This is a genomic window from Halomonas sp. ANAO-440 (assembly GCF_019915905.1).
Taxonomy (GTDB): domain Bacteria; phylum Pseudomonadota; class Gammaproteobacteria; order Pseudomonadales; family Halomonadaceae; genus Halomonas; species Halomonas chromatireducens.
In genome coordinates, this window is the sequence record NZ_JAHXBV010000018.1 from 25,388 (window position 1) to 49,648 (window position 24,261).

Annotated in this window: 23 protein-coding genes and 1 pseudogene; 12 read left to right on the plus strand and 12 right to left on the minus strand. The window is 62.6% G+C overall.

The genetic code is table 11. From position 1 onward, the window contains the following. Window positions 1-355: 355 nt before the first annotated feature. Window positions 356-757 (plus strand): hypothetical protein, encoded by a 402-nt coding sequence (locus KZO25_RS13275; protein ID WP_223137333.1) that lies wholly within the window; start codon window positions 356-358, stop codon window positions 755-757. On the opposite strand, the gene KZO25_RS13280 is transcribed toward KZO25_RS13275, so the two are convergent. Continuing rightward, the gene (locus KZO25_RS13280) at window positions 732-1,721 is read right to left on the minus strand and encodes an IS481 family transposase (RefSeq protein ID WP_223137334.1); all 990 of its coding nucleotides are present in this window, start codon (window positions 1,719-1,721) and stop codon (window positions 732-734) included. The two genes, KZO25_RS13275 and KZO25_RS13280, sit on opposite strands and share 26 nt — an antisense overlap. 116 nt (window positions 1,722-1,837) lie before the next feature. Between KZO25_RS13280 and KZO25_RS13285 the strand changes: the two genes are divergently transcribed. The 7 genes and pseudogenes from KZO25_RS13285 to KZO25_RS13315 all read left to right on the plus strand — a co-directional run bounded on the left by KZO25_RS13285 (window position 1,838) and on the right by KZO25_RS13315 (window position 6,675). After that, a complete protein-coding gene (locus KZO25_RS13285) occupies window positions 1,838-2,539 on the plus strand; it encodes a hypothetical protein (protein WP_223137335.1) in 702 nt (233 codons plus the stop codon). A 110-nt stretch (window positions 2,540-2,649) separates the two neighbouring features. After that, entirely contained in the window at window positions 2,650-3,216 is a 567-nt protein-coding gene (locus KZO25_RS13290; RefSeq protein ID WP_223137336.1) for a GNAT family N-acetyltransferase, read from the plus strand. Between the two features lie 86 nt (window positions 3,217-3,302). Beyond that, entirely contained in the window at window positions 3,303-3,665 is a 363-nt protein-coding gene (locus KZO25_RS13295) for a transposase (RefSeq protein WP_262489013.1), read from the plus strand. Then, a pseudogene (locus KZO25_RS13300) lies at window positions 3,650-4,474 on the plus strand (IS3 family transposase); the annotation flags it as partial. The gene KZO25_RS13295 and the pseudogene KZO25_RS13300, both read left to right, overlap by 16 nt. A 105-nt stretch (window positions 4,475-4,579) precedes the next feature. Continuing rightward, complete coding sequence (locus KZO25_RS13305) at window positions 4,580-5,284, plus strand: hypothetical protein (RefSeq protein WP_223137338.1); 705 nt, start codon at window positions 4,580-4,582, stop codon at window positions 5,282-5,284. A gap of 244 nt (window positions 5,285-5,528) precedes the next feature. Then, window positions 5,529-5,843 carry a hypothetical protein gene (locus KZO25_RS13310; protein WP_262489007.1) on the plus strand — a complete coding sequence of 105 codons (315 nt, stop codon included), beginning with the start codon at window positions 5,529-5,531 and terminating at the stop codon, window positions 5,841-5,843. Between the two features lie 163 nt (window positions 5,844-6,006). Then, the gene (locus KZO25_RS13315; RefSeq protein ID WP_223137339.1) at window positions 6,007-6,675 is read left to right on the plus strand and encodes a DUF6998 domain-containing protein; all 669 of its coding nucleotides are present in this window, start codon (window positions 6,007-6,009) and stop codon (window positions 6,673-6,675) included. Window positions 6,676-6,814: 139 nt separating this feature from the next. Here KZO25_RS13315 and guaD read toward each other — a convergent pair whose 3' ends face one another. The 4 genes from guaD to xdhA all read right to left on the minus strand — a co-directional run bounded on the left by guaD (window position 6,815) and on the right by xdhA (window position 13,212). Then, window positions 6,815-8,137, minus strand: coding sequence for a guanine deaminase (gene guaD / locus KZO25_RS13320; RefSeq protein ID WP_223137340.1), 1,323 nt, complete (start codon window positions 8,135-8,137; stop codon window positions 6,815-6,817). Window positions 8,138-8,313: 176 nt separating this feature from the next. Next, on the minus strand, window positions 8,314-9,177 hold the full coding sequence (gene xdhC, locus KZO25_RS13325; protein WP_223137341.1) for a xanthine dehydrogenase accessory protein XdhC: 864 nt from the start codon (window positions 9,175-9,177) through the stop codon (window positions 8,314-8,316). Further along, window positions 9,177-11,762 (minus strand): xanthine dehydrogenase molybdopterin binding subunit, encoded by a 2,586-nt coding sequence (xdhB, locus tag KZO25_RS13330; RefSeq protein WP_262489008.1) that lies wholly within the window; start codon window positions 11,760-11,762, stop codon window positions 9,177-9,179. Before xdhB ends, xdhC begins: the two co-directional genes overlap by 1 nt. Then, a complete protein-coding gene (gene xdhA / locus KZO25_RS13335; RefSeq protein ID WP_223137342.1) occupies window positions 11,746-13,212 on the minus strand; it encodes a xanthine dehydrogenase small subunit in 1,467 nt (488 codons plus the stop codon). The genes xdhB and xdhA overlap by 17 nt, the downstream gene beginning before the upstream one ends. 318 nt (window positions 13,213-13,530) lie before the next feature. Between xdhA and KZO25_RS13340 the strand changes: the two genes are divergently transcribed. From KZO25_RS13340 to KZO25_RS13350, 3 genes are read left to right on the plus strand one after another with little or no spacing between them, the layout of a single operon-like run. Next, complete coding sequence (locus KZO25_RS13340) at window positions 13,531-14,205, plus strand: TetR/AcrR family transcriptional regulator (RefSeq protein WP_223137343.1); 675 nt, start codon at window positions 13,531-13,533, stop codon at window positions 14,203-14,205. Window positions 14,206-14,241: 36 nt separating this feature from the next. Next, window positions 14,242-14,430 (plus strand): hypothetical protein, encoded by a 189-nt coding sequence (locus tag KZO25_RS13345; RefSeq protein ID WP_066449820.1) that lies wholly within the window; start codon window positions 14,242-14,244, stop codon window positions 14,428-14,430. Continuing rightward, window positions 14,415-14,720, plus strand: a complete 306-nt coding sequence (locus KZO25_RS13350) for a type II toxin-antitoxin system RelE/ParE family toxin (RefSeq protein WP_223137344.1) — start codon at window positions 14,415-14,417, stop codon at window positions 14,718-14,720. The genes KZO25_RS13345 and KZO25_RS13350 overlap by 16 nt, the downstream gene beginning before the upstream one ends. Before the next feature lie 2 nt (window positions 14,721-14,722). Here the strand turns inward: KZO25_RS13350 and arsJ are convergent, their stop codons facing one another. Both arsJ and KZO25_RS13360 read right to left on the minus strand, forming a co-directional pair. After that, window positions 14,723-15,925 carry an organoarsenical effux MFS transporter ArsJ gene (arsJ, locus tag KZO25_RS13355; RefSeq protein WP_223137345.1) on the minus strand — a complete coding sequence of 401 codons (1,203 nt, stop codon included), beginning with the start codon at window positions 15,923-15,925 and terminating at the stop codon, window positions 14,723-14,725. After that, window positions 15,922-16,938, minus strand: a complete 1,017-nt coding sequence (locus KZO25_RS13360; protein WP_223137346.1) for an ArsJ-associated glyceraldehyde-3-phosphate dehydrogenase — start codon at window positions 16,936-16,938, stop codon at window positions 15,922-15,924. Before KZO25_RS13360 ends, arsJ begins: the two co-directional genes overlap by 4 nt. 101 nt (window positions 16,939-17,039) lie before the next feature. Here KZO25_RS13360 and hrpB point away from each other — a divergent pair, with 101 nt between their 5' ends. Continuing rightward, window positions 17,040-19,505: an ATP-dependent helicase HrpB gene (gene hrpB, locus KZO25_RS13365; RefSeq protein ID WP_223137347.1), complete on the plus strand. Its 2,466-nt coding sequence runs from the start codon at window positions 17,040-17,042 to the stop codon at window positions 19,503-19,505. A gap of 12 nt (window positions 19,506-19,517) precedes the next feature. Here hrpB and KZO25_RS13370 read toward each other — a convergent pair whose 3' ends face one another. The 5 genes from KZO25_RS13370 to KZO25_RS13390 are packed head-to-tail and all read right to left on the minus strand — an operon-like array spanning window position 19,518 to window position 24,261. Continuing rightward, on the minus strand, window positions 19,518-22,418 hold the full coding sequence (locus KZO25_RS13370) for a complex I subunit 5 family protein (protein WP_223137348.1): 2,901 nt from the start codon (window positions 22,416-22,418) through the stop codon (window positions 19,518-19,520). Further along, complete coding sequence (locus KZO25_RS13375) at window positions 22,418-22,702, minus strand: NADH-quinone oxidoreductase subunit K (protein ID WP_223137349.1); 285 nt, start codon at window positions 22,700-22,702, stop codon at window positions 22,418-22,420. Before KZO25_RS13375 ends, KZO25_RS13370 begins: the two co-directional genes overlap by 1 nt. Further along, window positions 22,699-23,598 carry a hydrogenase subunit MbhD domain-containing protein gene (locus KZO25_RS13380; protein ID WP_262489009.1) on the minus strand — a complete coding sequence of 300 codons (900 nt, stop codon included), beginning with the start codon at window positions 23,596-23,598 and terminating at the stop codon, window positions 22,699-22,701. Before KZO25_RS13380 ends, KZO25_RS13375 begins: the two co-directional genes overlap by 4 nt. 23 nt (window positions 23,599-23,621) lie before the next feature. After that, window positions 23,622-23,969, minus strand: coding sequence for a monovalent cation/H(+) antiporter subunit G (gene mnhG, locus KZO25_RS13385; RefSeq protein ID WP_223137350.1), 348 nt, complete (start codon window positions 23,967-23,969; stop codon window positions 23,622-23,624). After that, window positions 23,962-24,261, minus strand: coding sequence for a monovalent cation/H+ antiporter complex subunit F (locus KZO25_RS13390; protein ID WP_066448130.1), 300 nt, complete (start codon window positions 24,259-24,261; stop codon window positions 23,962-23,964). Before KZO25_RS13390 ends, mnhG begins: the two co-directional genes overlap by 8 nt.

Sequence of the window (24,261 nt, forward strand, 5' to 3'; positions counted from 1 at the left end):
CGTAAAGAAATTAGCAATGAACAGATAAAGATTGAATCTGAAGCAGGCTTTAAGCCACTTACTATTGAGTCTGGCATAACGTTACTTCCATTCTCTGAGCTAGGGGATCGTGAGTTTGAACTGCTGTCATACCTTCTAGTGCAAGATGAAATTAATGAGTCTAAGTATGCCAACTTAGACAATATTTCTCTAATGCAAGGAGTGTCTGAACGAGGTCGAGATTGTATTTTATATAATCAGGGTAAAGTGGTTGGGTTAATACAGTGCAAAAAAATACACAGGCCGTCTAACTAAACCCCAAGCCTTAAAAGAGATAATTAAGTTTCTACTATTTGCAACTCTGGACAGCTCTTTATTGCCTGATCCTGATAACTTTGAGTATAAACTTCATGTATCCAATGACCTTACAGAGCCTGCAATAACTCTTATTAATGAGTACGCCGATAAAGTTTCTGACGAAATTACAAATGGTACAATCGATAAATATATCCAGGAGATAATTCATGAGTACGAGTCCTTTGCAGCTTTTAAAGAAAATGCCCCATCGGATACGGTTAAGTCCCAACTGAAGAAAATAAAGGTCTCATATTCTAATGCTGCTGAATTGTCCGCAAGGACTTATAGTAATGACAGGTTGCTCACCTTATTTTTCAATGTGAAGACGATTGTAGATTTGGAGGGGGCAGACAATCTAATCAGAAATGCTCTAGATGATTATGGGCTTAAATACCTTACTTGTCGGGTCCCGTGTGATTGACCACCCGCTTAGTAAATAACTCAGGGCGTTTGGTCTGCCATTCCTTCATCGCTGCAATGGGTGATTGATGGTGCAGCGCCTTCTGTGGGATATGGTGGTTGTACAGCCAGCAGTAGCGTTTCAACGTCTGCTCCAGGTCCTCGCCTGACGTATAGCGGCGAGTCGCCAGCACGTCGCTGATACGGCCGTTGAAGCGCTCCACCATCCCATTCGTTTGCGGCCTTCCCGGCTTGATGAGTCGGTGCTCGATGCCGTGGGCCAGGCACTCCTGATCGAAGGGATGGCGCCCGCTGGGCTTGCGCTCACCTGCCCGCGTGAAGCGATCCGTGAACGACTTGCCGTTGTCGGTCAGCACCGTCTGGATTTTGAAGGGCGCCGTCTTCTCCACCTGCTTCATAAACGCCCGAGCATCCTTCGCGGACTGGCTGCGTCGGACCTCCAGGTAGACCCAGCGTGTCGCACGGTCGATGGCAACGTACAAGTAGCGCTTCTGCTCCTCGTCGGGCATCTGAGGCAGGTGCTTGATGTCGATATGCACGTAGCCCGGCTCATAGTCCTTGAAGGGCTTGTGCCGGGGCTTCTCGTCGCCACCGGCATCCTGCCGTGCCAGCTCCGCCAGCGTCGGCACTTCACGCCGTTTGAGCATGCGATGCAGGGCAGAGCGCGACAAGCCGGGGCTCAGGAACTCACGCGCCACGACGAGGAGGTCATCCAAGCCAAGACGCAGGAACTCACGAGCCGTGATCAGCACCTCCTCCTGCTCGGGTGTGAGCGTAGCCAGGAGGTTGTGACGGGTATGCGGACGGTCATAGACATCGTCACGGTAACGCCAGCGCCGGATGGTCGCGGTGGCGACGCGATACTGGCGGGCTAGCTCACTATCCGTGATGCTGGAGGGTGCTGCCTGGATCTCGGCACGGATCTTCGGTGTCGTCGTCGCTTGTTTATGCAGCTTGATGTCCATGAACCTGCTCCCGGATGAATTGCTGAAGAAGCTCCCTCGCTGCTAGCAGAGGATAACTTCTATAGGCGATCCGATCATCCGGAACCCTACACCTTACTGATGAAGATCTAAAGAAGTTGCAAGACAGGATCGGAAATACCAAAGAAGAGAACAGAATTAATTTAGGGTTCGTAGACTTTTTTGGATACAACAAAGAATTTTTTAAATTCCTAAAAGGTGATCCATTTAAAGAAGTACTGCAATCGGTGATGGGTGTAAATTCGCTTCTAGATAAATATTTACTGGATTTTATAAACTCAAAAATACATGAGCTGGTCCTGCTCTATATCACGGAAGGTCTACTCAATAGAGGAAAAATACATACCTTTAGTGTAGGCATTGCAGCGCCTTACCTATTAAAGAGGTTGTCCATGACTCTGCTGGCTAAGTCAATGCCAGAAACGATGCTTATAAAATATTATCCACAGTTTTCAATGACTAAAGAGGAGCTTGTTTCAGAAATAGCTGAAACCCTATATGAGAGTAGCGCAAGAGTTATGGCAAAGGACTACAGTCAACTAGTCGGCAGCCCTGAAGATATTGAATTCAAGATTCGAATTTTTTCTCATATGCATTTTGGGTTAAATAGTATTGAAGATGCAAAAGCGGTATTCACAAGAGATATGGAAGTGATGCAGCCTGTTCTTGATAGCATCGAAAGTGAAATCAATAATTTACTTCAGAAGGAAAGGACGGTAGTTATAAAGGATTCGTCATTTCTTGATGACAAAGATCAAATACAGGCTTTTGCTAGTACTATCAAGGCTATAGATTCATAGTCATGGTTCGGTATAACAAGCACATTAAATTCGCTCCCTACGGTCGCCGGACGCTCGCAAGCTCACGCCGTTTATGTGAGCGTTAGGCGCCGGAACAGAGGCCAGAGGTAATGTCGAGCAAGAAACAACCGAAGTTCACGACCAAGCGATTTCTCCTAAGACCGTTTGAACTCGCGGATGCCCGTGATGTCCAGAGGTTCGCCGGGGAGTGGATCATTGCTGATACGACTCTCAATATCCCGCATCCTTACGGCGAAGGCCTCGCCGAGGAATGGATTAAATCCCAAGCTAGGCGCTTTGAGGATGGGACGTTGGCAACTTTCGCGGTAACTGAGACCGACCCAGAACAGCTCGTTGGGGCGGTGGGTCTTTCTATCAATCCTGAACATGCGGTCGGCGAGCTCGGCTACTGGATCGGACTGCCCTTCTGGGGGCGCGGCTATGCGACCGAGGCAGTCCAGGCACTGGTGAACTACGGGTTTACGGAGTTGCGGCTGAATCGGGTTCAGGCGCGGCATCTTGTCCGTAATCCCGCCTCAGGCCGCGTGATGCGGAAGATAGGCATGTCCTATGAGGGCACACTTCGCAAGAGCATCCTGAAATGGGACGTGTACGAAGACCTCGCAATGTATTCCATTCTTGTGCAGGAATGGCGAGCGGAGAAAGCTGGCGCCTAACAAACGCTGCAGGTGACCGGTGGACTTCCCCCACTCCAGTGGACACGCATCGATAACTCCCCAACAGGAGAGAACCGATGCCCGAGATGATCACGGGGAAGAAATCGCAACGCTATAGCACCGAGTTCAAAGTCAAAGCGGTGGAGTGGAGCCACAAGGCCCACCGGAGCGTCAAAGGCGTTGCCGAAGCACTGGATATTCACCCCTTCATGCTGTCACGCTGGCGAAAGGAATACCGAGAGGGACAGTTCGCCATGAAACGGGTCAAGAAAGCCCCAGCTAATGCTAAAAAGAAGATCCAGGAGCAGGATGAAGTCGCTCGCCTGAAGCGCCGCGTATCGGAGCTTGAGGAGGAGAATGACATCCTAAAAAAGTTTCAACGTTTTCAGGCAGAGGAACGACGGAAGCGTTCCGGTTCGTCTGGAAACACCGAGGACAGCACGAGGTAAAGGCGCTGTGTCGCCACCTGAACATCTCTCGGTCTGGCTACTACGCCTGGGCAAACCTGAAGCCCAGCCAGAGAGCCGCTGAAAATGCCGACCTGCTGTTGAAGGTCCGCAGGGTCTACAACGCCAGCAAGGGCCGTAATGGCAGTCCCCGGGTCTATCAGGCCCTGCGCCGAGAAGGTCTTGTGGTGGGTGAGAACCGGGTGGCCAGACTGATGAGGGAGTGGGGTATGAAGGCCCGAGTCACGTGTGTCTATCGCCGCCTGATGAAACGACGGGATGACCTGAAAACTCTGCCAAATTACCGGCTCGAGGCCAAAAAGCCGGTTGCGGTAAACCAGCAGTGGAGCAGCGACGTCACCTACATCAAGCTGGGCAAAGAATATGTGTTTTTGGCGGTGGTACTGGACCTATTCTCACGTCGAATCATCAGCTGGCGCTTGGGAGAGAGTCTGAGCGCAGACTTTGCCCGAGCCACCCTGCGCGAGGCCTTCACAAGCCGGAATCCAGCACCTGACCTGCTGTTCCATACGGATCGCGGCATCGAGTACCGGGCTCAAAAGACCCAGGCGCTGCTGAATCATCACCGGGTACGGCACAGCATGAACCGCCCGGGACAATGCACTGATAATGCCGAAGTGGAGTCGTTCTTCAAAACGCTGAAGGGAGAATTGCTGCACGCCACCAGCTTCATGACGTTGCGCCAGTTACGAAAACATATCAGGGGCTATATTGATGGCTACTATAACAGCCATCGGCAGCACAGTGGCCTTGGTTACCGGACTCCGATAGAGTTCGAGGAGATTAACTGATGGTGGCGTGTCCACTGGAGTGGGGGAAGTCCACTCCCTTCGGTCGCCGGACCTCGTTTCACTCGGCCGTTTATGGCGGGCGTTAGCTGCTCAGGAAACGTAGCCATGGCGTCTATCACAGCCAAGAATGCTGATGCACTCGTGACTGCACTTGCGGCAATCGATATTTCAGTGCCACTGCGCACGGAAGGCCGAACCACTGACCACTGCGAAAGATGGTCTATGTGTCGTCTATTGGCCGCAATTGCGGACTCGGAGTATCTAAACTATCCGACAGCGGTAGTGCACCGCGATCGTCCGGATTTTCACATCAAACACGGGTCAATGGAAACCGGGGTGGAAGTCACAGAGGTGATCCCGGAAAATGATGCGGCGATTGATGCCTACCGAGAGCATAACGATATCGAGGGGCCATTCTTTATAAGCCGGAACAAGCCCGGAGAGGCCCGGCTAAACGGCGCAGCGCTGCGGAGTGCCGCAGCTTCCGATGCGCCGGGCGATGGCTGGGTTGGCGATTCTGTAGAGCGTGAGTGGGCAGTCGCAATGCGAGCGTTCATCTCGGCCAAGGTAGAAAAAGCGACGAAGCCCGGATTTCAGTTGTTCCCGGAAAACTGGCTGCTTATGTATGACAACTGGTCGTTGCCGGCAGTCGACCGCGACGATGCTGCGAATAGGCTCTACGCCTCGATGAAGGACGATGACTTCGGGCCTTTCCAAGCGATCTGGATCGAATCACCGGACGCGATCAGATGCCTTTCACGTCGCGGCGTAGTGACATCGGAAATCAATGATTTGTGGGCAAGCAGCTAACCAACGCTTGCAGCCGACGTCCACGCCTCTGGGCCTTTGGCCCTACGGCGTGGCCGCGACTGAAGCGGGGCGTTATCCGTAAAGGAGGAGACGTGCATCAAGTAGCCGCTCAATGGATCGTAGGGTTACTAAGGGATAGAAATATCCCCTTTCTGATCTGTGGCGGACTCGCTGCAAAGGGCATGGCTCTGAGCGGGATCTGAATGACATCGACCTTTTCGTTTCTGGAGAACACTTTTCGGCAGTGGTCCAGGCCGGCCAGGAATTTGTATCCAAAGCTGCCGCTCACCGCCAAGAGGAAGGCTGGGATCTAACCTACGTCCAGTTCAAGTATGAAGGCATCAAAGTGGAAATAGGAAACGCTGACGGTCCGCGAATCTTCGATGCAGGCAACAAGACCTGGGTTCCACTTAATATCGATTTTTCTCGCTATGCGACGGTGAATTTGTTGGGTCTTGAGCTACCCCTTATGCTGAAGGAAGATCTGATCCGGTATAAATCTGCGCTCTTACGGCCGGTGGATATCGAGGATATTCGTGCCATCCGTGAGAGCGCATAACCAAGCCATGCACCAGATGCCAAAACCTCTGCTTCGCGCCGTATATTTCGGGCGTTGGTCTTTATCCAACCGGCAGTTGCGGTGGAAAATGCCTGTTCTCTTCGAGATACAGTTCGCTTGAGCAGTAAAACCTTCTGCTGAAGACAGGATTAATTGAGGTGTTATGGCACTCACACAGATGCAGGTCATTCAGTCGTTGGGTGAGGCAATGGCATGGTTTGAACGCGAGCTCAACTGGGGCGTGCCGCCGACCGAGCTGCGCCATCTCTGTGGCCGGATCGGGGAGCTTTACGCGGCGCTCATCACCAATGGGCAGATGGCTACCGAGGTCAACCAGCAGGGTTACGATGTCGTCAGCGGAGACGGTGAACGGATATCCGTCAAGACTACGGCGAGGATGGGTTCGGGGGGGCACGTCACGTTTAACGCTAACTCCCTTTCATTCGTCGACAGGGTGATCATTCTTCGTATAAATACCGACGAGATGCAGATCGAGACGCTGTTGAACGCGCCTGTGCAGGAGGCAATAAGCTACATGCCAGAAGCACGAGGTGGAAAGCAGCATTTGCCTCTCAGGCGTCTTGCTCGGAAGGAGCGGCCGCGAAATGCACTCAAGGTACTGCGCGAGGTTGGGTTCGAGGGTTACACGGTCAGAGAGCTGGAGAACGGCAGCATCGAGGTGGAGCAGGATGGCGTGCTTCTGGTTCCGGCAAAACCGGTGCTTCGGGAGTTGGCCAGGAGCCTCAACCTCAGTCTGCTGAACGGCAATGGAAATCCCCTGAATACACGGCAGCTTGGTAGCTTCATCATCAAGAATCTGAGCGAGATGTGAGCGCGTTATGAGCCTGCTGGAGAACGGTGGCAGGCTGATATCCAGTTAGAAAAGGCATTTTATCAGTGGCGAGTGGTACTCATGAATCCTGTTCCTGCTGGAACAGTGGATTCACGAGAACCACTCGCCATTTTTATTTTCAGGCCTGATCACGCCTATGCTGGCAGCGTCCGCCGGCCCAGGTCTCCAGTATGCTGCGGTCGTCGCCCAACATCATCAGGGCAAAGAGTCGCTCGCCGAGGGTGCGGCAGCGGGCATGGCGCCTGGCCAGCAGCGGTGTGGCATCGGGGTCGAGCACCACGAAATCGGCCTCCATGCCGGTTGCCAGGCGACCGATGTTCTCATCCAGCGAGAGGGCCTTGGCGTTGCCCAGGGTGAGGCCGTAGAGGCCTTGCCAGGCGGTCAGGGGCTGCCCGCGAAGTTGGCCGACCTGATAGGCGGCCTTGAGGGTCGCCAGGCCGGAGAGATCGGTCCCGCCGCCGACATCGCTGGCATAGGTGACGTTGAGCCCGACGTCGGATGCCGCCAGGCGATCGAACAGGCCGCTGCCCAGGAACAGGTTTGAGCTGGGGCAGAAGGCCAGATTGGCGCCGCGATCAGCGAGACGCTGGCGCATCTCCTGGTCGAGGTGAATGCCATGGGCAAAGGTGCTGCGCGGCCCGACCAGGCCGGACTGCTCGTAGACCTCGAGGTAGTCGCGGCTCTCCGGGAATAGCTCGGCGACCCAGTCCAGCTCGCCGGTGTTTTCGGAAAGGTGGGTCTGCAGCCACAGGCTGGGGTCGTTGCGCAGCATGCCGCCGGTGGCGTCCAACTGCTCCCGGGTCGAGGTGGGGGCAAAGCGGGGCGTAAGGCTATAGCCGAGCCGGCGAGTTCCGTGCCAGTCGCTGATCAGCCGCTCGGCGTCGCGCACGCCGCCCAATGTGTCGTCGCAGAGCGCCTCGGGGGCGTGGCGATTCATGTGTACCTTGCCGGCCAGCATGCGCAGGTCGCGCTTGCTGCTGGCGGTGAAGAAGGCGTCCACCGAGTCGGGGTGGCTGGAGCAGAACACCTGGGCGGTGGTGGTGCCGACCCGAAGCATCTCGTCGAGAAAGGCATTGGAGAGCGCCAGGGCATGATCGTACTGGGCAAAACGACACTCCTCGGGGAAGGTGTAGTCGTTGAGCCAGTCGAGCAGCTGGCGCCCGTAGGAGGCCATGATCTCGAGCTGCACGTAATGCACGTGGCTGTCGATGAAGCCGGGCATCACCAGCTTGCCGCGATGGTCGATCACCTCGATGCCCGGGGGCAGGTCCGCTTCGAGGCGTGCAAATTCATCGATGGCGTGAACGCGGCCATCCTCGATCCACAAGGCGCCGTCCTCGATATGGCGCACGCTGCCCTCAGCGGGGGTGTCGCCCTCGCCGGGGTCGGCATCGAAGCTCAGCAGTTCGGCGCGTATTACGCGCGAGTCGTTTGTCGTCATGATAGGGGCTCGTTCGTTTCTGCTATCGGGCTGATCCGGCGGCAAACCTGCGAGGAGGCGCTGTGAATCCTTCCCTGGACGCTACATTCTTCATCCCTGAAGAATGACCTCCACTTCGGCCTGCCCCCGGCGCCCTTCGTCATCGTTGGGCGGCTGTCATCGGGTATTGAGCATGGCTATGAAGCGTTCTGGCCAAACAGAGCACGCAGTTCAGCCGGGTCGAGGCCGCGTTGGTCGGCGCGTTCGGCGTTGCCTACCAGAGGCAGCAGCTCGGCCAGGGTTGCCAGCGCAATGGCGTAGGGCGTCTTGTCGCCGCCGGTGCCACCGGAAGCCGTGCCGATGGGGCAGCGCACGCTGCTCAAGGCTGCCTCGTCGTGCCCCGCGTCGGTGAGCCGCGAGCGGAAGCTCGCCCACTTGCTCTTCGAGCCGATCAGTCCGATGGACGCCATGTCGCCGCGCTGTAGCAGGGCGTCGACCAGCTCGCGATCCTCGGCGTGATCATGGGTCAGCACCAGCGCGTGGCTGCCAGCCGGCAGGGCGGCCACGGCGGCCCGCGGATCGGCCGCGTGGCGACATGCCAGGCGCGGCTGCGCCTCGGCCCAGTCGGGGAAGACGCCGTCGCGGCTGTCGTGCCACAGCACGCGCCAGGGCAGCGGGGCGGCCAGGCGCACCAGCTCGGTGCCGACATGGCCGGCGCCGAAGATGGCCAGCGTCGCCGCACTGCCGGGGAAGATCTCCAGCAGCACGTTGACGAAGCCGCCACAGCACTGGCCGCTGCGGCCGCCCAGGGCGAAGGCCTCGAGGCTCATGCCGCTCTCGCCGCGTGCCAGTTTTTCCCGGGCCGCGTCGATCACCTGGAACTCGAAGGTGCCGCCGCCGAGGGTGTCGTGCACGGCATCCTCGGCGATCACCATGCGAGCGCCGGGTTCACGCGGGGTCGACCCGGCGCTGGTCACCACGGTGGCCAGGGCATGGGGCAGGCCGTCCCGCTGCAATCGGTGCAGGGCCTCATGCCAGCTTGCGGGACGCCGGGCGGTCATCACTTGGCACCCTTTTCCAGCGGCCAGGGGTTGTACCTGGCGCGCAGGGTCTCGGCGGCCATCAGTACCCGCTCCGGCGTGGCCGGGGTGTCGAGGCGCGGCGCCTCGGCATAGTCGGCCAGGCTTGCCAGGGCGTCACGCAGCGCCGACCACACCGCCATGCCGAGCATGAAGGGCGGCTCGCCCACGGCCTTGGAGCGGTAGATGCTGGCCATGGAGTTGGGGTGGCCCTCCATCAGCTTGACGTTGAACACCGGCGGCAGGTCGCCGTAGGTGGGGATCTTGTAGGTAGCGGGGCCGTCGGAGATCAGCCGGCCGGCGTCGTTCCACTTCAGCTCCTCGCTGGTCAGCCACCCCATGCCCTGGATGAAGCCGCCTTCCACCTGGCCGAGGTCGATGGCCGGGTTCAGCGAGTCGCCCACGTCGTGGAGGATATCGACCCGGTCGACCTGATACTCCCCGGTCAGGGTATCGACGCTGACCTCGGCCACGGCGGCGCCGAAGGCGTAGTAGTAGAAGGGGCGGCCCTGGCCGACGTTGCGGTCGTAGTGGATCAGCGGCGTGGCGTAGAAGCCCTTCTCCGAGAGCGAGATGCGGTTGAGGTAGGCCGCCTGGACCAGTTCGCCCCAGGGAATGCGCTGCTCGCTCTCGCCGTGACCGGCGACGAGATGGCCGGCCTCCAGGCGCATGTTCTCGCGATCAAGCCCCTGGTCTTTATAGAGATGCTCGTGGGCGAAGTCGAACAGGCGCTCCTTGAGTTTCACGCAGGCGTCACGAGCGGCCTGGCCGTTGAGGTCGGCGCCGCTGGAGGCCGCGGTGGGCGAGGTGTTGGGCACCTTGTCGGTACGCGTGGCGCTGATGCGTACTTCTGCGGTATCGAGGCCCAGTTCCCGGGCGGCCACCTGACAGATCTTGGTGTGAAGGCCCTGGCCCATCTCGGTACCGCCGTGATTGATCATCACGCTACCGTCGGTATAGACGTGGAGCAGCGCGCCGGCCTGGTTGAGGTGCTTGGCGGTGAAGGAGATGCCGAACTTCACCGGCGTGAGCGCCAGGCCTTTCTTGACGATGGGGCTGTCGGCGTTGAACTCGGTGATGGCCTGGCGCCGTTCCCAGTAGTCGCTGCTGGTCTCGATCTGTTCGACCAGTGCCTTGAGAAGAGCGATCTGGTCGACATGCTGGCCGTAGTGGGTGGTCTGGCGGTCGGGGCGGTAGAAGTTGCGCTTGCGTACCGTCAGCGGGTCCTCGCCGATGCGCCGGGCGATATCGTCCATCGCCGCTTCGATCACCATCATGCCCTGGGGGCCACCGAAGCCACGAAAGGCGGTATTGGAGGCGGTATGGGTGCGGGCACGGTGGCCGGTCACCCGGGCATCGCCCAGCGAATAGGCGTTGTCGCTGTGGAACATGGCGCGGTCGACGATGGCGTCGGACAGGTCGGGGGAGTAGCCGCAGTCGCCGATCACGGTGATCTCGCCACCCAGGATCACGCCCTGGTCGTCGACGCCCAGCCGGTAGCGGTTATGGAAGGGGTGTCGCTTGCCGGTGGCGCGCATGTCCTCGGCTCGGGGCAGGCGCACGCGGGTGGTGCGGCCGGTGCGGCGGGCGATCAGTGCGGCGATGCAGGCCCAGGGCGAGGCCTGGGTCTCCTTGCCGCCGAAACCGCCGCCCATGCGGCGCACTTCCACCGTCACGGCATGGAATGGAATCCCCAGCACCTCGGCCACCAGCTTCTGGGTCTCGCTGGGGTGCTGGTTGGAGGTGAACACCACCACGCCCTCGTCCTCGGTGGGCTGCACCAGGCACGCCTGGCCTTCCAGGTAGAAATGCTCCTGGCCGCCGACGAACTGCTCGTCCTCCACCACCAAGGCGGCGTCTTTCAATGCCTGCTCCCAGTCACCGCTCTGTTGAACGTGGGTGGGGCGCACGAACTCTTCCCGCTCGGCGGCGGCCACCGGGTCTAGGCAGGCCGGCTGCTCGTCGATCTCCACGACGGCCGCCTGAACGGCTTCACGCGCGGCGCGATGGCTCTCGGCGGCCACGGCGAAGATGACCTGACCGACGTAGCTGATCTCTTCCTCGACGAAGATGGGGTCGCCGGGGAATACCGGGCCGATATCGGTGTGGCCGGGTACATCACCCACGGCGATGACATCCACGACGCCGGGCATGGCGCGGACCTTGTCCAGGTCGAGGCGGGTCAGGCGGCCGTGGGCGACGGGAGAGAGCCCCATGGCCACATGCAGGGTGTCGGCCGGTGCGCTCAGGTCGTCGATATAGGCCGCGCGCCCGGTGACATGCTTGATTGCGCTCTCATGGGTCTGGGAGTGCGGATGAGCGTTGGTATAAGGAATCGTGTCGCGGGCCAGGGGGCCGTCGCCCTTGATGCGACCGTCGAGCTCGTGGCGCGCTGCCGCCGAGTCGGCACTCACGTCCTCGGCGACGTCCTGGTTCAGCTCTGGCGCGGTTCCGGGCGCCTTGGAATCTGGCGCGGCTTCGGGCGCCTTGGAATCTGGCGCGGTTTCGGGCGCCTTGGAGTCTGGCGCGGTTCCGGGCGCCTTAGAGAGCTTAGTGAGCGTACGCATGGAGCATCACCTCCCGAGGGCTGTCTATGGCGTCCTGCGCAATGACCAGGCGCAGGCGTTCGAGCAGGTTGGCGGCGGAGACCTGGCGATAGTGGGCGCTGCCGCGCACATCCGACATGGGCTGGAAGTCCTGGCGCAGTGCCAGCCGTGCCTCCTGGAAGGCAGCCGATGAGGGCGCCTTGCCCTCGAGCGCCGCTTCGGCCCGGGCCGCACGCTTGGGAATGGCGGCCATGCCGCCAAAGGCCAGGCGCACGTCGCGCATCACGCCGTTCTCCATGCGCCAGGCGAAGGCGCCGAGCACGGCGGAAATATCGTCCTCACGCCGTTTGGACAGTTTCCAGACCTTGAGCGTTTCCCCCGCGACGGGGTGGGGCAGGAACAGGGCGCGGATCGCTTCCCCCTGCTGCAGGGCGGTACGCTTGTAGTCGAGGAAGAAGTCGTCCAGCGGCAACTCGCGCTCACCCTCGGGGCCAACCAGGCGCAGGCGCGAACCCAGCGCCAGCAGTACCGGCGGGGTGTCGCCGATGGGCGAGGCGTTGGCCACGTTGCCGCCCAGGGTGCCCCGGTTGCGAATCTGGGAAGAGCCCAGTCGATGCAGCAGGTGGGCGAAGGCGTCAAAATGCTCTTCGAGCAGCGGCTCGATACGGGTATAGGTCACCGCAGCGCCGATCCACCAGCCCTTGCATCCATCTTCGAGGGTGGTTTCCTCGATGACGTTCAATTCGGCGACGCGAGTGACATCGATCAGCCGCTCGAAGCGCACCAGGCGCTGGGTGCTCTCCAGCCACAGGTCGGTGGCCCCGGCAACGAGCCGCGCCTCGGGGTGGCGCGCCAGGCACTCGGTCAATTCGGCGAGCGTGGTGGGCTGGGCAAAGAGGCTTTCATCAGCGGCGTGCTGGGCTTTCGGCTCAGGAGCGGCGGCGTCAATCCACAGCGGGCGATGCTCCGGGTGCTCGTTCATGGTCAGCGCGGCGTCGCGGATCGGGCGGTAGCCGGTACAGCGACAGAGATTGCCTCCCAGGGCGGCCTCGAGGCGCTGCGGCGTCAGCGGTGCCAGGGCCCTGTCGGCCTGCCGGCGCTGTTCCTCGTGAAGGGTGAACAGCGACATGACGATGCCCGGGGTGCAGAAGCCGCACTGGCTGCCATGGCACTCGACCATGGCGGCCTGGGCGGGATGGAGGTTGTCGCCATCGGCGAGGCCATCCACGGTGACCAGATGGCGTCCATTCAACTGATGGGCCGGGGTGATGCAGGCATTGGCACTATGGTAGCGCAGCTCGCCGTCGGGGCCTTTTTCGCCAATGGCGACGGTGCAGGCACCGCAGTCACCGGAGGCGCAACCCTCCTTGGTACCCGTGGCGCCAAGGGTTTCTCGCAGCAATTCAAGCACGCTGGTTTCGGGTGTCGCCTCGCAGTGGCGTGGCTGCCCGTTGAGCAGGAAGTCGATCATCGCTGTGTCTCTTGTTGAGTCGCTTGTTGACCTTGATGAGTGAATTGTATGTCGCAGCTATTTGACCAAATGGTCAGGATGTTTTCAGCATGGGCCAGAATGTCGCACTTTGCAAGTCCGGAAGAGGGCTTTTCCTGCCAGGGCATCTACCGTGCAGGCAGGCGAGAGATGGGCCGGGCAAGGAGTGACTGGGCAAGGAGTGAAGAGCGGAGCGCGGAAAAGCGGTATCCTGCCCGTGAGTGGAGCAGGTTTGCAGGAAGCCCCGGGGTGGGGCACTCTTTTCGCTTTACTGAACACAACAAGGGCAGGGGCCTTGCGATGTCAGAACTGCCAACTATCGAAAAAGGGAACCGCTCCCGCGGCGGTGCCGATGGTAACGGTGCCACCCGTGAGCGCAACGAGCGCGAGATCCTGGCGGCGGCCGAGCGTGTCTTCGCCCAGTACGGCTATCGTGGTGCCAGCGTGCAGGCCATCGCCGAAGCCGCGGGTTTGCCCAAGTCCAACGTGCTCTACTATATGGGCAACAAGCGCGGTCTCTACGTACGCCTGCTCGAACGGATGATGGCGCGCTGGAACGCCTTGCTCGACGATATCAGCGTGGAGGACGACCCGGCCGAGGTGCTGGAAGCCTTCATCCGCAGCAAGATGCAGCTGTCTCGCCGCCATCCCGAAGGCTCTCGGCTGTTTGCCGCGGAAATCCTCGGCGGGGCACCCTTCCTCCAGGCCTATCTGCGAGGAGAGCTGCGCGAGTGGGTGCATGCCAGGGCGAAGATCTTCGAACAGTGGGCCGAGCGGGGTCTGATGGACCCGGTCGATCCGGTATGGCTGATCTTCCTGATCTGGTCGGCCACCCAGCACTACGCCGATTTCGAGGCCCAGGTGCTGGGCATTACCGGCAAGGATGAGATCTCCGATGCCGACGTGGAGCGGATCACTCGTTTTCTCACTCAGGTGATCCTCAAGGGGTGTGGGGTCAGGCCATCAATAGCCTAGAGTGAACCATAGAGACGCGTTGATATGAGGTAATCCATGAACACGGCGAAAGACGATGTACGACAATTGCTCGAGACCCTTCCTGAGGACTGTTCGATGGAGGATATCCAGTACCATCTTTACGTCGTGGAAAAGGTTCAGCGGGGAATCCGCCGGGCTGAAGACGAAGGCGCTCTGAGCCATCAGGAAGTCGAGAGGAAACTGGGCAAGTGGCTCGAGCGATAGCCTGGTCGCCTGAGGCGCTCGAAGACCTGGAGCTGATCGCCGAATTTATCGAGCGAGACTCGGCCTTCTATGCACGGGCCGTCGTGACCAAACTCATTGATGCGACGCGGGCTCTAGGTGATTTTCCCGAGATAGGTCGGGTCGTGCCCGAGTTGGGGCTACCTTCGATTCGAGAGCGATTCGTTTATAGCTATCGGCTCATCTATCGTATCGAAGCTGAACGCATACTGGTTCTGGGCGTGATTCATGGGCGTCGTCTGCTGGAAAACACAGAGCGCTTTCCTCAATAGAGTCAGGCCTCCTTCGGCAATGCCAGGCTGATTGCCACCGTGGCCGCCAGCATGGCGCTCGACACCCACAGCGTGGCGGTGAGCCCGCCGGTCATGTAGAGCCAGCCGGAGAGCAGGGTGCCGATCAGCCGCCCCATGGCGTTGGCCATGTAGTAGAAGCCGACGTCCAGCGAGACGCCGTCGGCGCGGGCCAGCTTGACGATCAGGAAGCTGTGCAGGCTGGAATTCACCGCGAACACCGCACCGAACAGCAGCAGCCCGCCGAGCAGCATGATATGTGGCTGCCACTCCAGGCCGAGCGCTATCAGCGCCGGCAGGGCGGCGAGGCCCATCGCCCACAGGATGGCGGCGGAGCGCCCCGCATGACGCCCGGTTATGCGAGGCGCCATTGCCTGTACTGCGCCGTAGCCGATGACCCACAGCGCCAGGAAGCCCCCCACCCGCCAGCTGTCCCAGCCGAACTGGGTGGCCAGGAACACCGGCAGCGCCACCACGAACCAGACGTCCCGCGCCCCGAAAAGGAAGAGCCGGGCCGCCGACAGCACGTTGATCGCCCGGCTCTTGGAGAGAATCTCGCGAAACTTGGGCTTGGCCTTGGCGCGGCCCAGGTCGGCATCGAGCCTGACCAGGGAAAGCGCCAGCACGCCTGTGAGCATCACCGCCATCACCAGGATCGCCCCCTGGAAGCCGATCAGCGTCAGTAAAAGCCCGCCGAGGAAGAAGCCCACGCCCTTCAGCGCGTTCTTGGAGCCGGTGAGCAGCGCCACCCAGCGGTAGAGCGCTTGATGGCCAGCATCGCCGGCTGGCACCAGTGTCTTGATGGCGCTTTTCGCGCTCATCTTGTTGAGATCCTTGGCGATCCCCGAGAGCGCCTGGGCGGCCATCACCCAGGGCACGCTGAGCCAGGCGACCGGCACCAGCAGCATGGCGAGGGCGAATACCTGCAGCCCCAGTCCCAGGTTCATGGTGCGGTTGAGCCCCAGGCGCGCGCCCAGCCAGCCGCCCACCAGGTTGGTGACCACGCCGAAGAACTCGTAGAACAGGAACAGCAGCGCCACTTCCAGCGCCGAGTAGCCGAGCTGGTGGAAGTAGAGCACCACCAGCATGCGCAGGGCGCCGTCGGTCAGCGTGAAGGCCCAATAGTTGCCGGTGACCAGCAGGTACTGGCGTATCTCCCGAGGCAGGGCGGCGACGCGAGCGATCATGCGTCGGCGTTTCCTACCTTGGCGGCGAGCTCCACGGTGCGGCAGGCGTAGCCGTACTCGTTGTCGTACCAGGCGTAGAGCTTCACCTGGGTGCCGGCCACCACCATGGTGGAGAGGGCATCGACGATGGAGCTGCGCGGGTCGCTGCGGTAGTCGATGGAAACCAGCGGGCGCTCCTCATAGCCCAGGATACCGGCAAGTTCGCCTTCGGCGGCCTGCTTGAGCAGGGCGTTGACCTCTTCCACCGTGGTTTCGCGCTGCACCTCGAACACCATGTCGGTGAGCGAGGCGTTGGCCAGCGGCACGCGCACGGCGTGGCCATTGAGCTTGCCGGTGAGCTCCGGGAAGATTGCGGTGATCGCCTTGGCCGAACCGGTGGTGGTGGGAATCAGGCTCATGCCGCAGGCCCGGGCCCGGCGCAAGTCCTTATGCGGGGCATCGAGGATCACCTGGGTATTGGTGATGTCGTGGATGGTGGTCATGGATCCGTGGCGGATGCCGAGCTGCTCGTGGATCACCTTGACCACCGGCGCCAGGCAGTTGGTCGTGCAGCTCGCGGCGGTGACGATACGGTGCCTGGCCGGATCGAACAGATGATCATTGACGCCCATCACCACGTTGAGCACCCCCTCTTCCTTGACCGGGGCGCTGACCACCACGCGCTTGACCCCCTGGTCGAGATAGGCCTGCAGTTTTCCGGTGGTCTTGATCTTGCCCGAGCATTCGATGACGACGTCGCAGCCGGACCAGTCGGTATCGGCGATGTCGCGGTTCGCGGTGAAGTCGATGTGTTTCCCGGCGACGAACAGGGCGTCGTCATTGGCCGTGATATCATCGCCGCCACCGGTCCATTGGCCATGCACCGAGTCGAACTGAAGCAGGTGGGCAAAGGTGGCGGCATCGCCGCCCGGGTCGTTGATACGCACGAACTCGAGATCGGGGTTCGACCAGCCGGCGCGAAGTGCCAGGCGGCCAATGCGGCCGAAACCGTTGATACCGATACGAAGGGACATTGTGCGCTCCTTTTTCCCCGAGATGTTGGGTGGCTAAGACGTGTCGCTGAAATGTGCCTGAAATATATGGCAAATCGTATATGAAAAAGGATGACAATTCGATGACAGCGTCGGCGTCATCGGCTCTGCCTATCGATACCCGTCTGGATGATATCCGCCAGGCGTTGGCCGGTCATAGCCGTGCCGTGCTGGTCGCGGAACCGGGTGCCGGCAAGACCACCCGTGTTCCCCTGGCACTGCTCGAAGCGCCCTGGCGTGGCCATGGCAAGCTTCTGCTGCTGGAACCCCGCCGCGTGGCCGCCAGACTTGCCGCCGGTTTCATGGCCGAGACCCTCGGTGAGCCGGTGGGGGAGACCGTCGGCTACCGGATGCGGGGCGAGAGTCGAGTCGGTGCCAATACGCGCCTGGAGGTCGTCACCCAGGGGATACTGACCCGAATGCTGCAGGACGACCCCATGCTCGAAGGGGTCGCGGGAGTCATCTTCGACGAATTTCACGAACGCAGCCTGGAGGCCGACCTGGGCCTGGCGCTGGCGCTTGACGCCCAGTCGGTGCGCGACGACCTGCGCGTGCTGGTGATGTCGGCGACCCTGGACGTCGAGGCGCTGCTCGGCGTACTGGGCCAGGACACCCCGGTGATCGATTGCCCTGGCCGGGCTTATCCCGTGAAGACGCGATACTTCCCCGTCAATGGCGGCCGGGATACGCCGCGTCTGCAGTGCGCAGCGGTACTGGAGGCCATGCAAGAGGACGCGGGTGACGTCCTGGCGATACTCCCCGGGGTGGCCGAGATTCGCCGCCTGGCCCGGGAGCTGAGCGCGCGGCGGCCCGATCTTGCGGTCATGGAACTGCATGGGCGGCTGCCGCTGGATGCCCAGCGTCGTGCGCTACGCCCGGACCCGCAAGGCCATCGCCGGGTGGTACTGGCCACGGCGATTGCCGAATCCAGCCTGACCGTGGAAGGGGTTCGCATCGTGGTCGACGCCGGCCAGGAGAGGGTGCCGGTTTTTCAGCCACGCAGCGGGCTGACCCGGCTGGAGACCCGCCGGGTTAATCGCGCCAGCGCCGATCAGCGTCGTGGCCGTGCGGGGCGTCAGGGGCCCGGCCTCTGCCTGCGACTATGGGCCGAGGAGCAGCCACTGATTCCCCACGGCGAACCGGAGATCCGACAGGCCGACCTGGCTCCGCTGGCATTCGAACTGGCCCGCTGGGGAGTCACGGACACCGCGGCACTCGCCTGGGTCACCATGCCGCCGGCCGGTGCGCTGGCCGCCGGGCGGGATCTGCTCCGGCGGCTCGGCGTGATCGACGAGGCTTGTCATCTTACCGCGCTGGGACGTCGCTGCGTCCGCTGGCCCACCCATCCGCGCCTGGCGGTGATGCTGGAGCGAGCCCATGAGCTGGAGGCGTTGCCGCTGGCCTGTGCGCTGGTGGCCGCGCTGGAGGGGCGTGACCTGGATGGCGAGAAGGACCTGGAGCCGGCGCTTCAGGCGCGGCTCGCCGACGCCAGGCGTTTTGGCCAGTGGCACCAGGAGGCACGTCGCCTGGCGCGCATCGGCGGCTGCCGACTTGAGGTGAAAAGCCTAGCCCCGCTGGGTGAGCTGCTGGCGCTGGCCTATCCGGAGCGTATCGGACAGCGTCTCGCCCCGGGGCGCTTTCGGCTGGCCGGGGGAGGGCTTGCCACCCTTCCCGAGGAGCATCCGCTGGCTCACGCCGAGCTGCTGGTAGCCGCTGACCTGGATGGCCAGGCCAGTGGCGCCCGGATATATCGCGGGGTGGCGCTGGCTGCGGGCCGGCTCGAGGTTCTCTATCCCGAGACCGCCGAATGGCGGGCGAACATCGAGTGGTCGGATGAGCAGGGCCGGCTGGTGGGTGAGCTGGTGCGTGGCCTGGGGGCGGTGGTGCTGGCGCGAAGGCCTCTTCAGCAGCTGCCGCCCGAGGCGGTCCGCCAGGCACTGCTAGAGGCATTGCGCCGCCGCGGCGCGCTGCCTTTCGACGAGGCGGCCGACCAGCTGCGTGGGCGGGTGGCGCTGCTGCGCCGGGAGCTGAGCTCTCGTTGCGATCAGGAGGACTGGCCCGACTGGTCGACGGCGGCGCTGCTCGACGATCTCGAGAGCTGGCTGGGCCCGCATCTCGATGGCATCACCCGGCTCGATGCCGTGGAGCGCCTGCCCCTGGCGCGAAAACTGCTCGACAGTCTCGACTGGTCGCTTCGCTCACGCCTCGACGACCTGGCGCCGGAACGACTGGGCGTGCCCAGTGGATCGAATATCCGTCTCGACTACAGGCCCTGCCTGGAGGGAGGCGAGCCGGTGCTGGCGGTAAAGCTGCAGGAGCTGTTCGGCTGGCGGGCCTCGCCGTGCGTCGCCGGTGGGCGCGTGCCGGTACTGCTGCACCTGCTCTCGCCGGCACGGCGCCCGCTGCAGGTCACCCGTGACCTGGCCAGCTTCTGGGTGAACGCCTATCCGGAAGTGCGAAAGGAGATGCGCGGGCGTTATCCGAAGCACCCCTGGCCCGAGGATCCCCTGGAGGCAGAGGCGACGGCGCGGGCCAAGCGTCGGAAATAGGCGTAAAGCGTCTCAGCTTGGCAGCAGGCTGGCCAGCCCCATCCCCAGTGTCATCAATCCAAGCGCGATACCGAAGGCGGGCCAAGGCATCAGCCAGTCCTCGGCGCGCCGGAACTGCCAGGCGAGGATGCGCAGCTGCCGAGCACGACGCCATCCCTGTTCTTGTCGGTAGGCTCCCCAGCTATCGAGCCGGCGGGCCAGGGTGCGATGCAGCCGGCGGGCCGGCAGGCTCATGCCTGCCAGGGCGATGGCAATCAGGGGCGAGAGCAGGCCCGCGATCAGCGTTTTTTCCATGTTGGTTGTTACCGGGACGACCCATTGCCAGCCCCAGGGGGCCAGGGCAGCCAGTAGTCCCAGCGCCAGCCAGGCCCACCAGAGCCAGCGGGGGATCACCAGGAGATGGTGGCTGGGCTCCGGCCTCATCAGCAGCAGCCAGAAGAAACGCAGCATCAGCAGGGCGGTGGCGACACCGCTCAGAATGATCGGCCAGGTGGGCAGGCCGCTGTCGCCCATTGCCGTCTCCACGCTGGCCTTGACCAGTACCCCGCCCAGTGGCGGCACTCCGGACAGGGCCAGCGCAGGCAGCAGCATCGCCGCCACGACTCGCTGGCGAACCCGGCCCTGGGTTCGGTTGGCCATGCCGGCGCCCAGGAACAGCGCCCCCTTGGCCAGGGAGTGTACCGTCACCACCAGCAGTAGTGCGGTCATGGCGGTGGGCGCTTCGGCGAGTATTACCAGACCAAGCAGGGCGGTGATCAGGCCTATCTGGCTGACGCTGGACCAGGCGAGTACCACCTTGTTGTGGTCGTGAAGAACGCCTCGCAGGGCGGCGTAGAGGCTGGCAAAGATGCCAAGGGTAACCAGTGGCACTCCCCAGTCGGCGGTGGCTTCGGCCTCCGGCAGCAGGCGTAGCGCACCCAGCACGCCGACCTTGATCATCAGCCCTGAGAGGATCGCACTGGCCATGGGGGGCGCCACCGGGTGGGCCAGGGGAAGCCAGGCGTGCAGGCCGAGCACGCCGGCCTTGAGCCCGAGCCCCAGGGCCAGGAAAGCGATGGCCAGGGCCGGCAGCTCTGCAACGGCCAGCGCAGAGAAACTCAGGTCGGTGGTCGTGAGGGCGACCAGTGCCAGCCCCGCCAGCATGGCGATCTCGGCCAGCAGCATCATGGCCAGGTAGCCGATACCGGCGAGTCGCGCCGGTCGGTCGCCGTCATGTTGCACCATGGCCCAGCCCAGCAGGCTGAGCATGGCGGTACCGATATAAAAGGTCAGCAGGTCGCCGGCAACCAGCGTCAGCAGATGCGCTACTGCTGCGACGAGCATGATCGAGAAGAGCCGTCTCGAGGCGGGAAAGGCGTGACGCCAGGCGTGGGTGGCGCCCAGTGCGATTGGCCAGATCGCCAGGGCCGGCAGCATGAAGATCAAGCCGAGCGAGTCCAGCTTCATGCCGAGCCCCGCTGCCTGGCTAGAGAGCCCCAATGTGACCAGGCCCTGGAGCCAGGCCAGCAACGCCAGGCCCAGCGCCAGCATGGCCAGGCGACCCGTCAGCCGGGCATCGGGGTGGGTCAGGGGCCGCTGAATCGCCGTCGGCGAGGGACAGAGCGCCAGGTCGAGCAGCCGCCAGAGGCTGGCAGCGGTGATCAGCGTACCCAGCAGAACGACCGCTGCAATCAGCCCGCTTCCCTCTGCGAAGGCGGCGCTCAACAGCCACCATTTTCCGACGAAGCCGCCCGTGGGCGGAGCCCCCAGCAGGCTCAATCCGGCCAGGGAAATGGCCAGCCATGCCAGCGGAAGTCGGGCAGCGCTGCCGCCGAGGCGGCTGAGGCGATCATGGCCGTAGGTTGCCACGATGGCACCGGCGGCGATGAACATGGCTGCCTTGGCCAGGCCGTGTGCCAGCAGTATCTGCAGGGCGCCTTCGGTGGCCGTACTTCCCCCGCTGCCTGAGCCGGGCCAGCTTGCGGTGCCGGCCAGCCCGAGCAGCAGCATGGCATAGCCGCTCTGGGAGAGCGTCGACCAGGCGATCAGCAGCTTGAGACGTGACTGCAGGACGGACTGAATGCCCCCCCAGACCAGCGCTGCTGCGCCGACGAGTGCAAGCCAATCGCGCAATGCTGTCTGCAGAATGGCGAGCGGTGAAAGCCATAGCCGCCAAAGGACGAACAGGGTGGCAGCCACCACCACGGCGGAAAGCATGGCACTGACCGGGGCCTGGGCGCGCGCATGGGCCGAGGGCAGCCAGGTATGCAGTGGAACCATGGCCGCCTTGATCATGAGGCCGAGGCTCAGGGCGATGGCGGCCAGGCGGGAGGTGGCATTATCGGTCAGCGTTTCGCCCAGCAGCTCGAGATCGAGCTTGCCGGTCTGGCCATACAACAGGGCGACACCAAGCAGGAAGAGCAGGGAGGCGAGCAGGGAAGCCAGCAGGTAGCGTAGAGCCGCCGCACCTTCGGGATCCTGCGGCGAGCGGGCGACCAGCCCCACCCCGGCCAGGGTCACCAGCTCAAGAGTGATATAGAGGTTGAACAGGTCACGGGACAGCAGCAGGGCATTGAGCCCGCCCCACAGCAGCCACCAGAGCGGCCACAGGTGCCTGTCTTGGGCCGTCTCGTCATCGGCCAGCAGGGCAACGCTCCCTGCACCGGCGACGATGGCGGTCATGCCCAGCATCAGCGCACCGGGCGCGTCCAGTTGCCAGACGATGCCCAGCGGTGCTGGCCAATCCCCCAGGGCAAGCATCAGGACGCTATGCTCCATTAGCGGGACTGAGGCGATGGAGAGCCCTGCCACGATGGCGGGCACGCCCAGCAGTACCTGGCGCCGGGGTGACAGGCATTCGAGAAAGGCCGCAATGGCCAGACAGAGAGGCACTGCAACAATGAGCGGCAGGGCCCATAAGGCAGGCGCCGACATTACGACTCCTCCTCTCGCCTGCGACGCGCCTCATCGGCACGAATGACGAGGGCCAGGGCCGCCGCGGTCGTGCTGACGGCTACGACGATACCGGTCAGCACCATCACGTGAGGCACAGGATCGATGCCTTCTGCGCTGCGGGCAACCGTGACCAGCAGCAGGAAAACGGCGCTGGCCAGCACGTTGAGCGCGAGGATGCGGCGCAGAAGGTCCTCGGTCTGGAACAGCCCGATCAATGCCATGCCACATAACAGGGCCGCCAGTACGGCGTAGAACTGGCTCATTGTCCCGGCTCCCCCAAGAGGTAGAAGGCCATCAGCATGAGGGCGATGGAAAGCCCCGTAGCCACTTCGACGGCCATGATCAGCATCGGGGCCAGGTGCAAGGGAATGGCAAAGAAGACACCGGTCATCAGCATCCCACCGAGGGCGACGGCGAGGAACAGGGCCATGCCGGAACTCAGTAGTAGATGAAGAAGCATTCGATGTCTTCTCAGGTAGATCCAGGGAGCGGCATCGGTAAGCAGCAGCAGGACGCCGCCGGCACCCATGACGGCGCCGGCGGGAAAGGCGCCGCCCGGGGCATGGGTGCCACGCCAGAGCAGATAGGCCGGCACCAGCAGGAAGAGCGGATGCAGCAGGTGGGAGAGCGCCGGTAGCCCGGGCAGCGCCGTGGCCGGCGCGAAGGCACGCAGCGGCGGTCCCAGCGACCATACCAGCACCACGGCCGCCAGCATGATGACGATCTCGAGGAAGGTGTCGAAGGCGCGTAGGTTGAGCAGTACGGCGGTAACGCCATGACTGACACCGGTTGCGTCGAGCGCCGCCGTGACCTCGGCCGCAAGCCCCGGCCTGGGAAGGTGGTATGCCACCCAGGCGAGCCAGATCACCGCCAGGCCGGTACCTCCCATGGCCAGGTACTGGAGTGGACGTTGCCAGCGGCGGGGGTCGGCCCCGGCACTGGTGCCGGCTGGCAGTCGTCCCAGGGCCGTCAGCAGCAGAGCGCCGGTGACGCCGGCGCCGATGGCGGCCTCCGCCAGGGCGATATCCGGTGCGTCCAGGCGAACCCACACCAGTGCCATCAGCAGGTAGAAGGCCATGAAATTGACCGCGGCGGAAAAACGGCGCGGGGTGAACAGGGCCTGCCAGGCCAGCCACAGCAAGCCTGCGGCAAGCAGCAAGTCGAACCCCCAGGCCAGCACCCTCACTTCGGGGCAGGCCTTTCGCTTGTCGTCGTGTTTAACGGCGTATCAGCCTGTTGCGGGGCAAGGCCGCAGGCTAGCGCCGTCGAGGCGATCAGGGTAGCCCCGATACCGGAGGCAACCAGCATCAACAACCAGATCAGCAGGTATTTCACGGCCTCGGCAAGGCCCGAGGCTTGAAAGGCAAGTCCCAGGCAGATCAGGCCGAGGCCGAGGTTATCGGCTTTGGTCAGGGCGTGCAGACGGGTGAAGACATCCGGGAAGCGCAGCAGGCCAAGGCTGCCGGCCAGGAAGAACAGGATGCCGGCAGCAACGAACCCGTAGCCGAGCCAATGCAGTGCTTCAGTCATGGCCTGCCTCTTCTCGGGTGTCCTTGTCATCGCGCAGCAGTGTCCAGGTGCGCGTGACGAAATTGGCCATGGCCACGGCGGCCAGCAGGGCGAAGAGCAGTGCCACGTCCACCAGTGCCGACTGGTCGGAAACGATGCTCAGCAGCAGCAGTACGGCGATGGCCGAGGTGGTGATCATCTCGGCAGCCAGCATGCGGTCGGCGCTGGTGGGACCGCGCAGGATCCGCCAGGCGCCGACGCCGGCATTGGCCAGCAGCAGTGCCGCACCGACGGCATACAGGTAGGTCGTCAT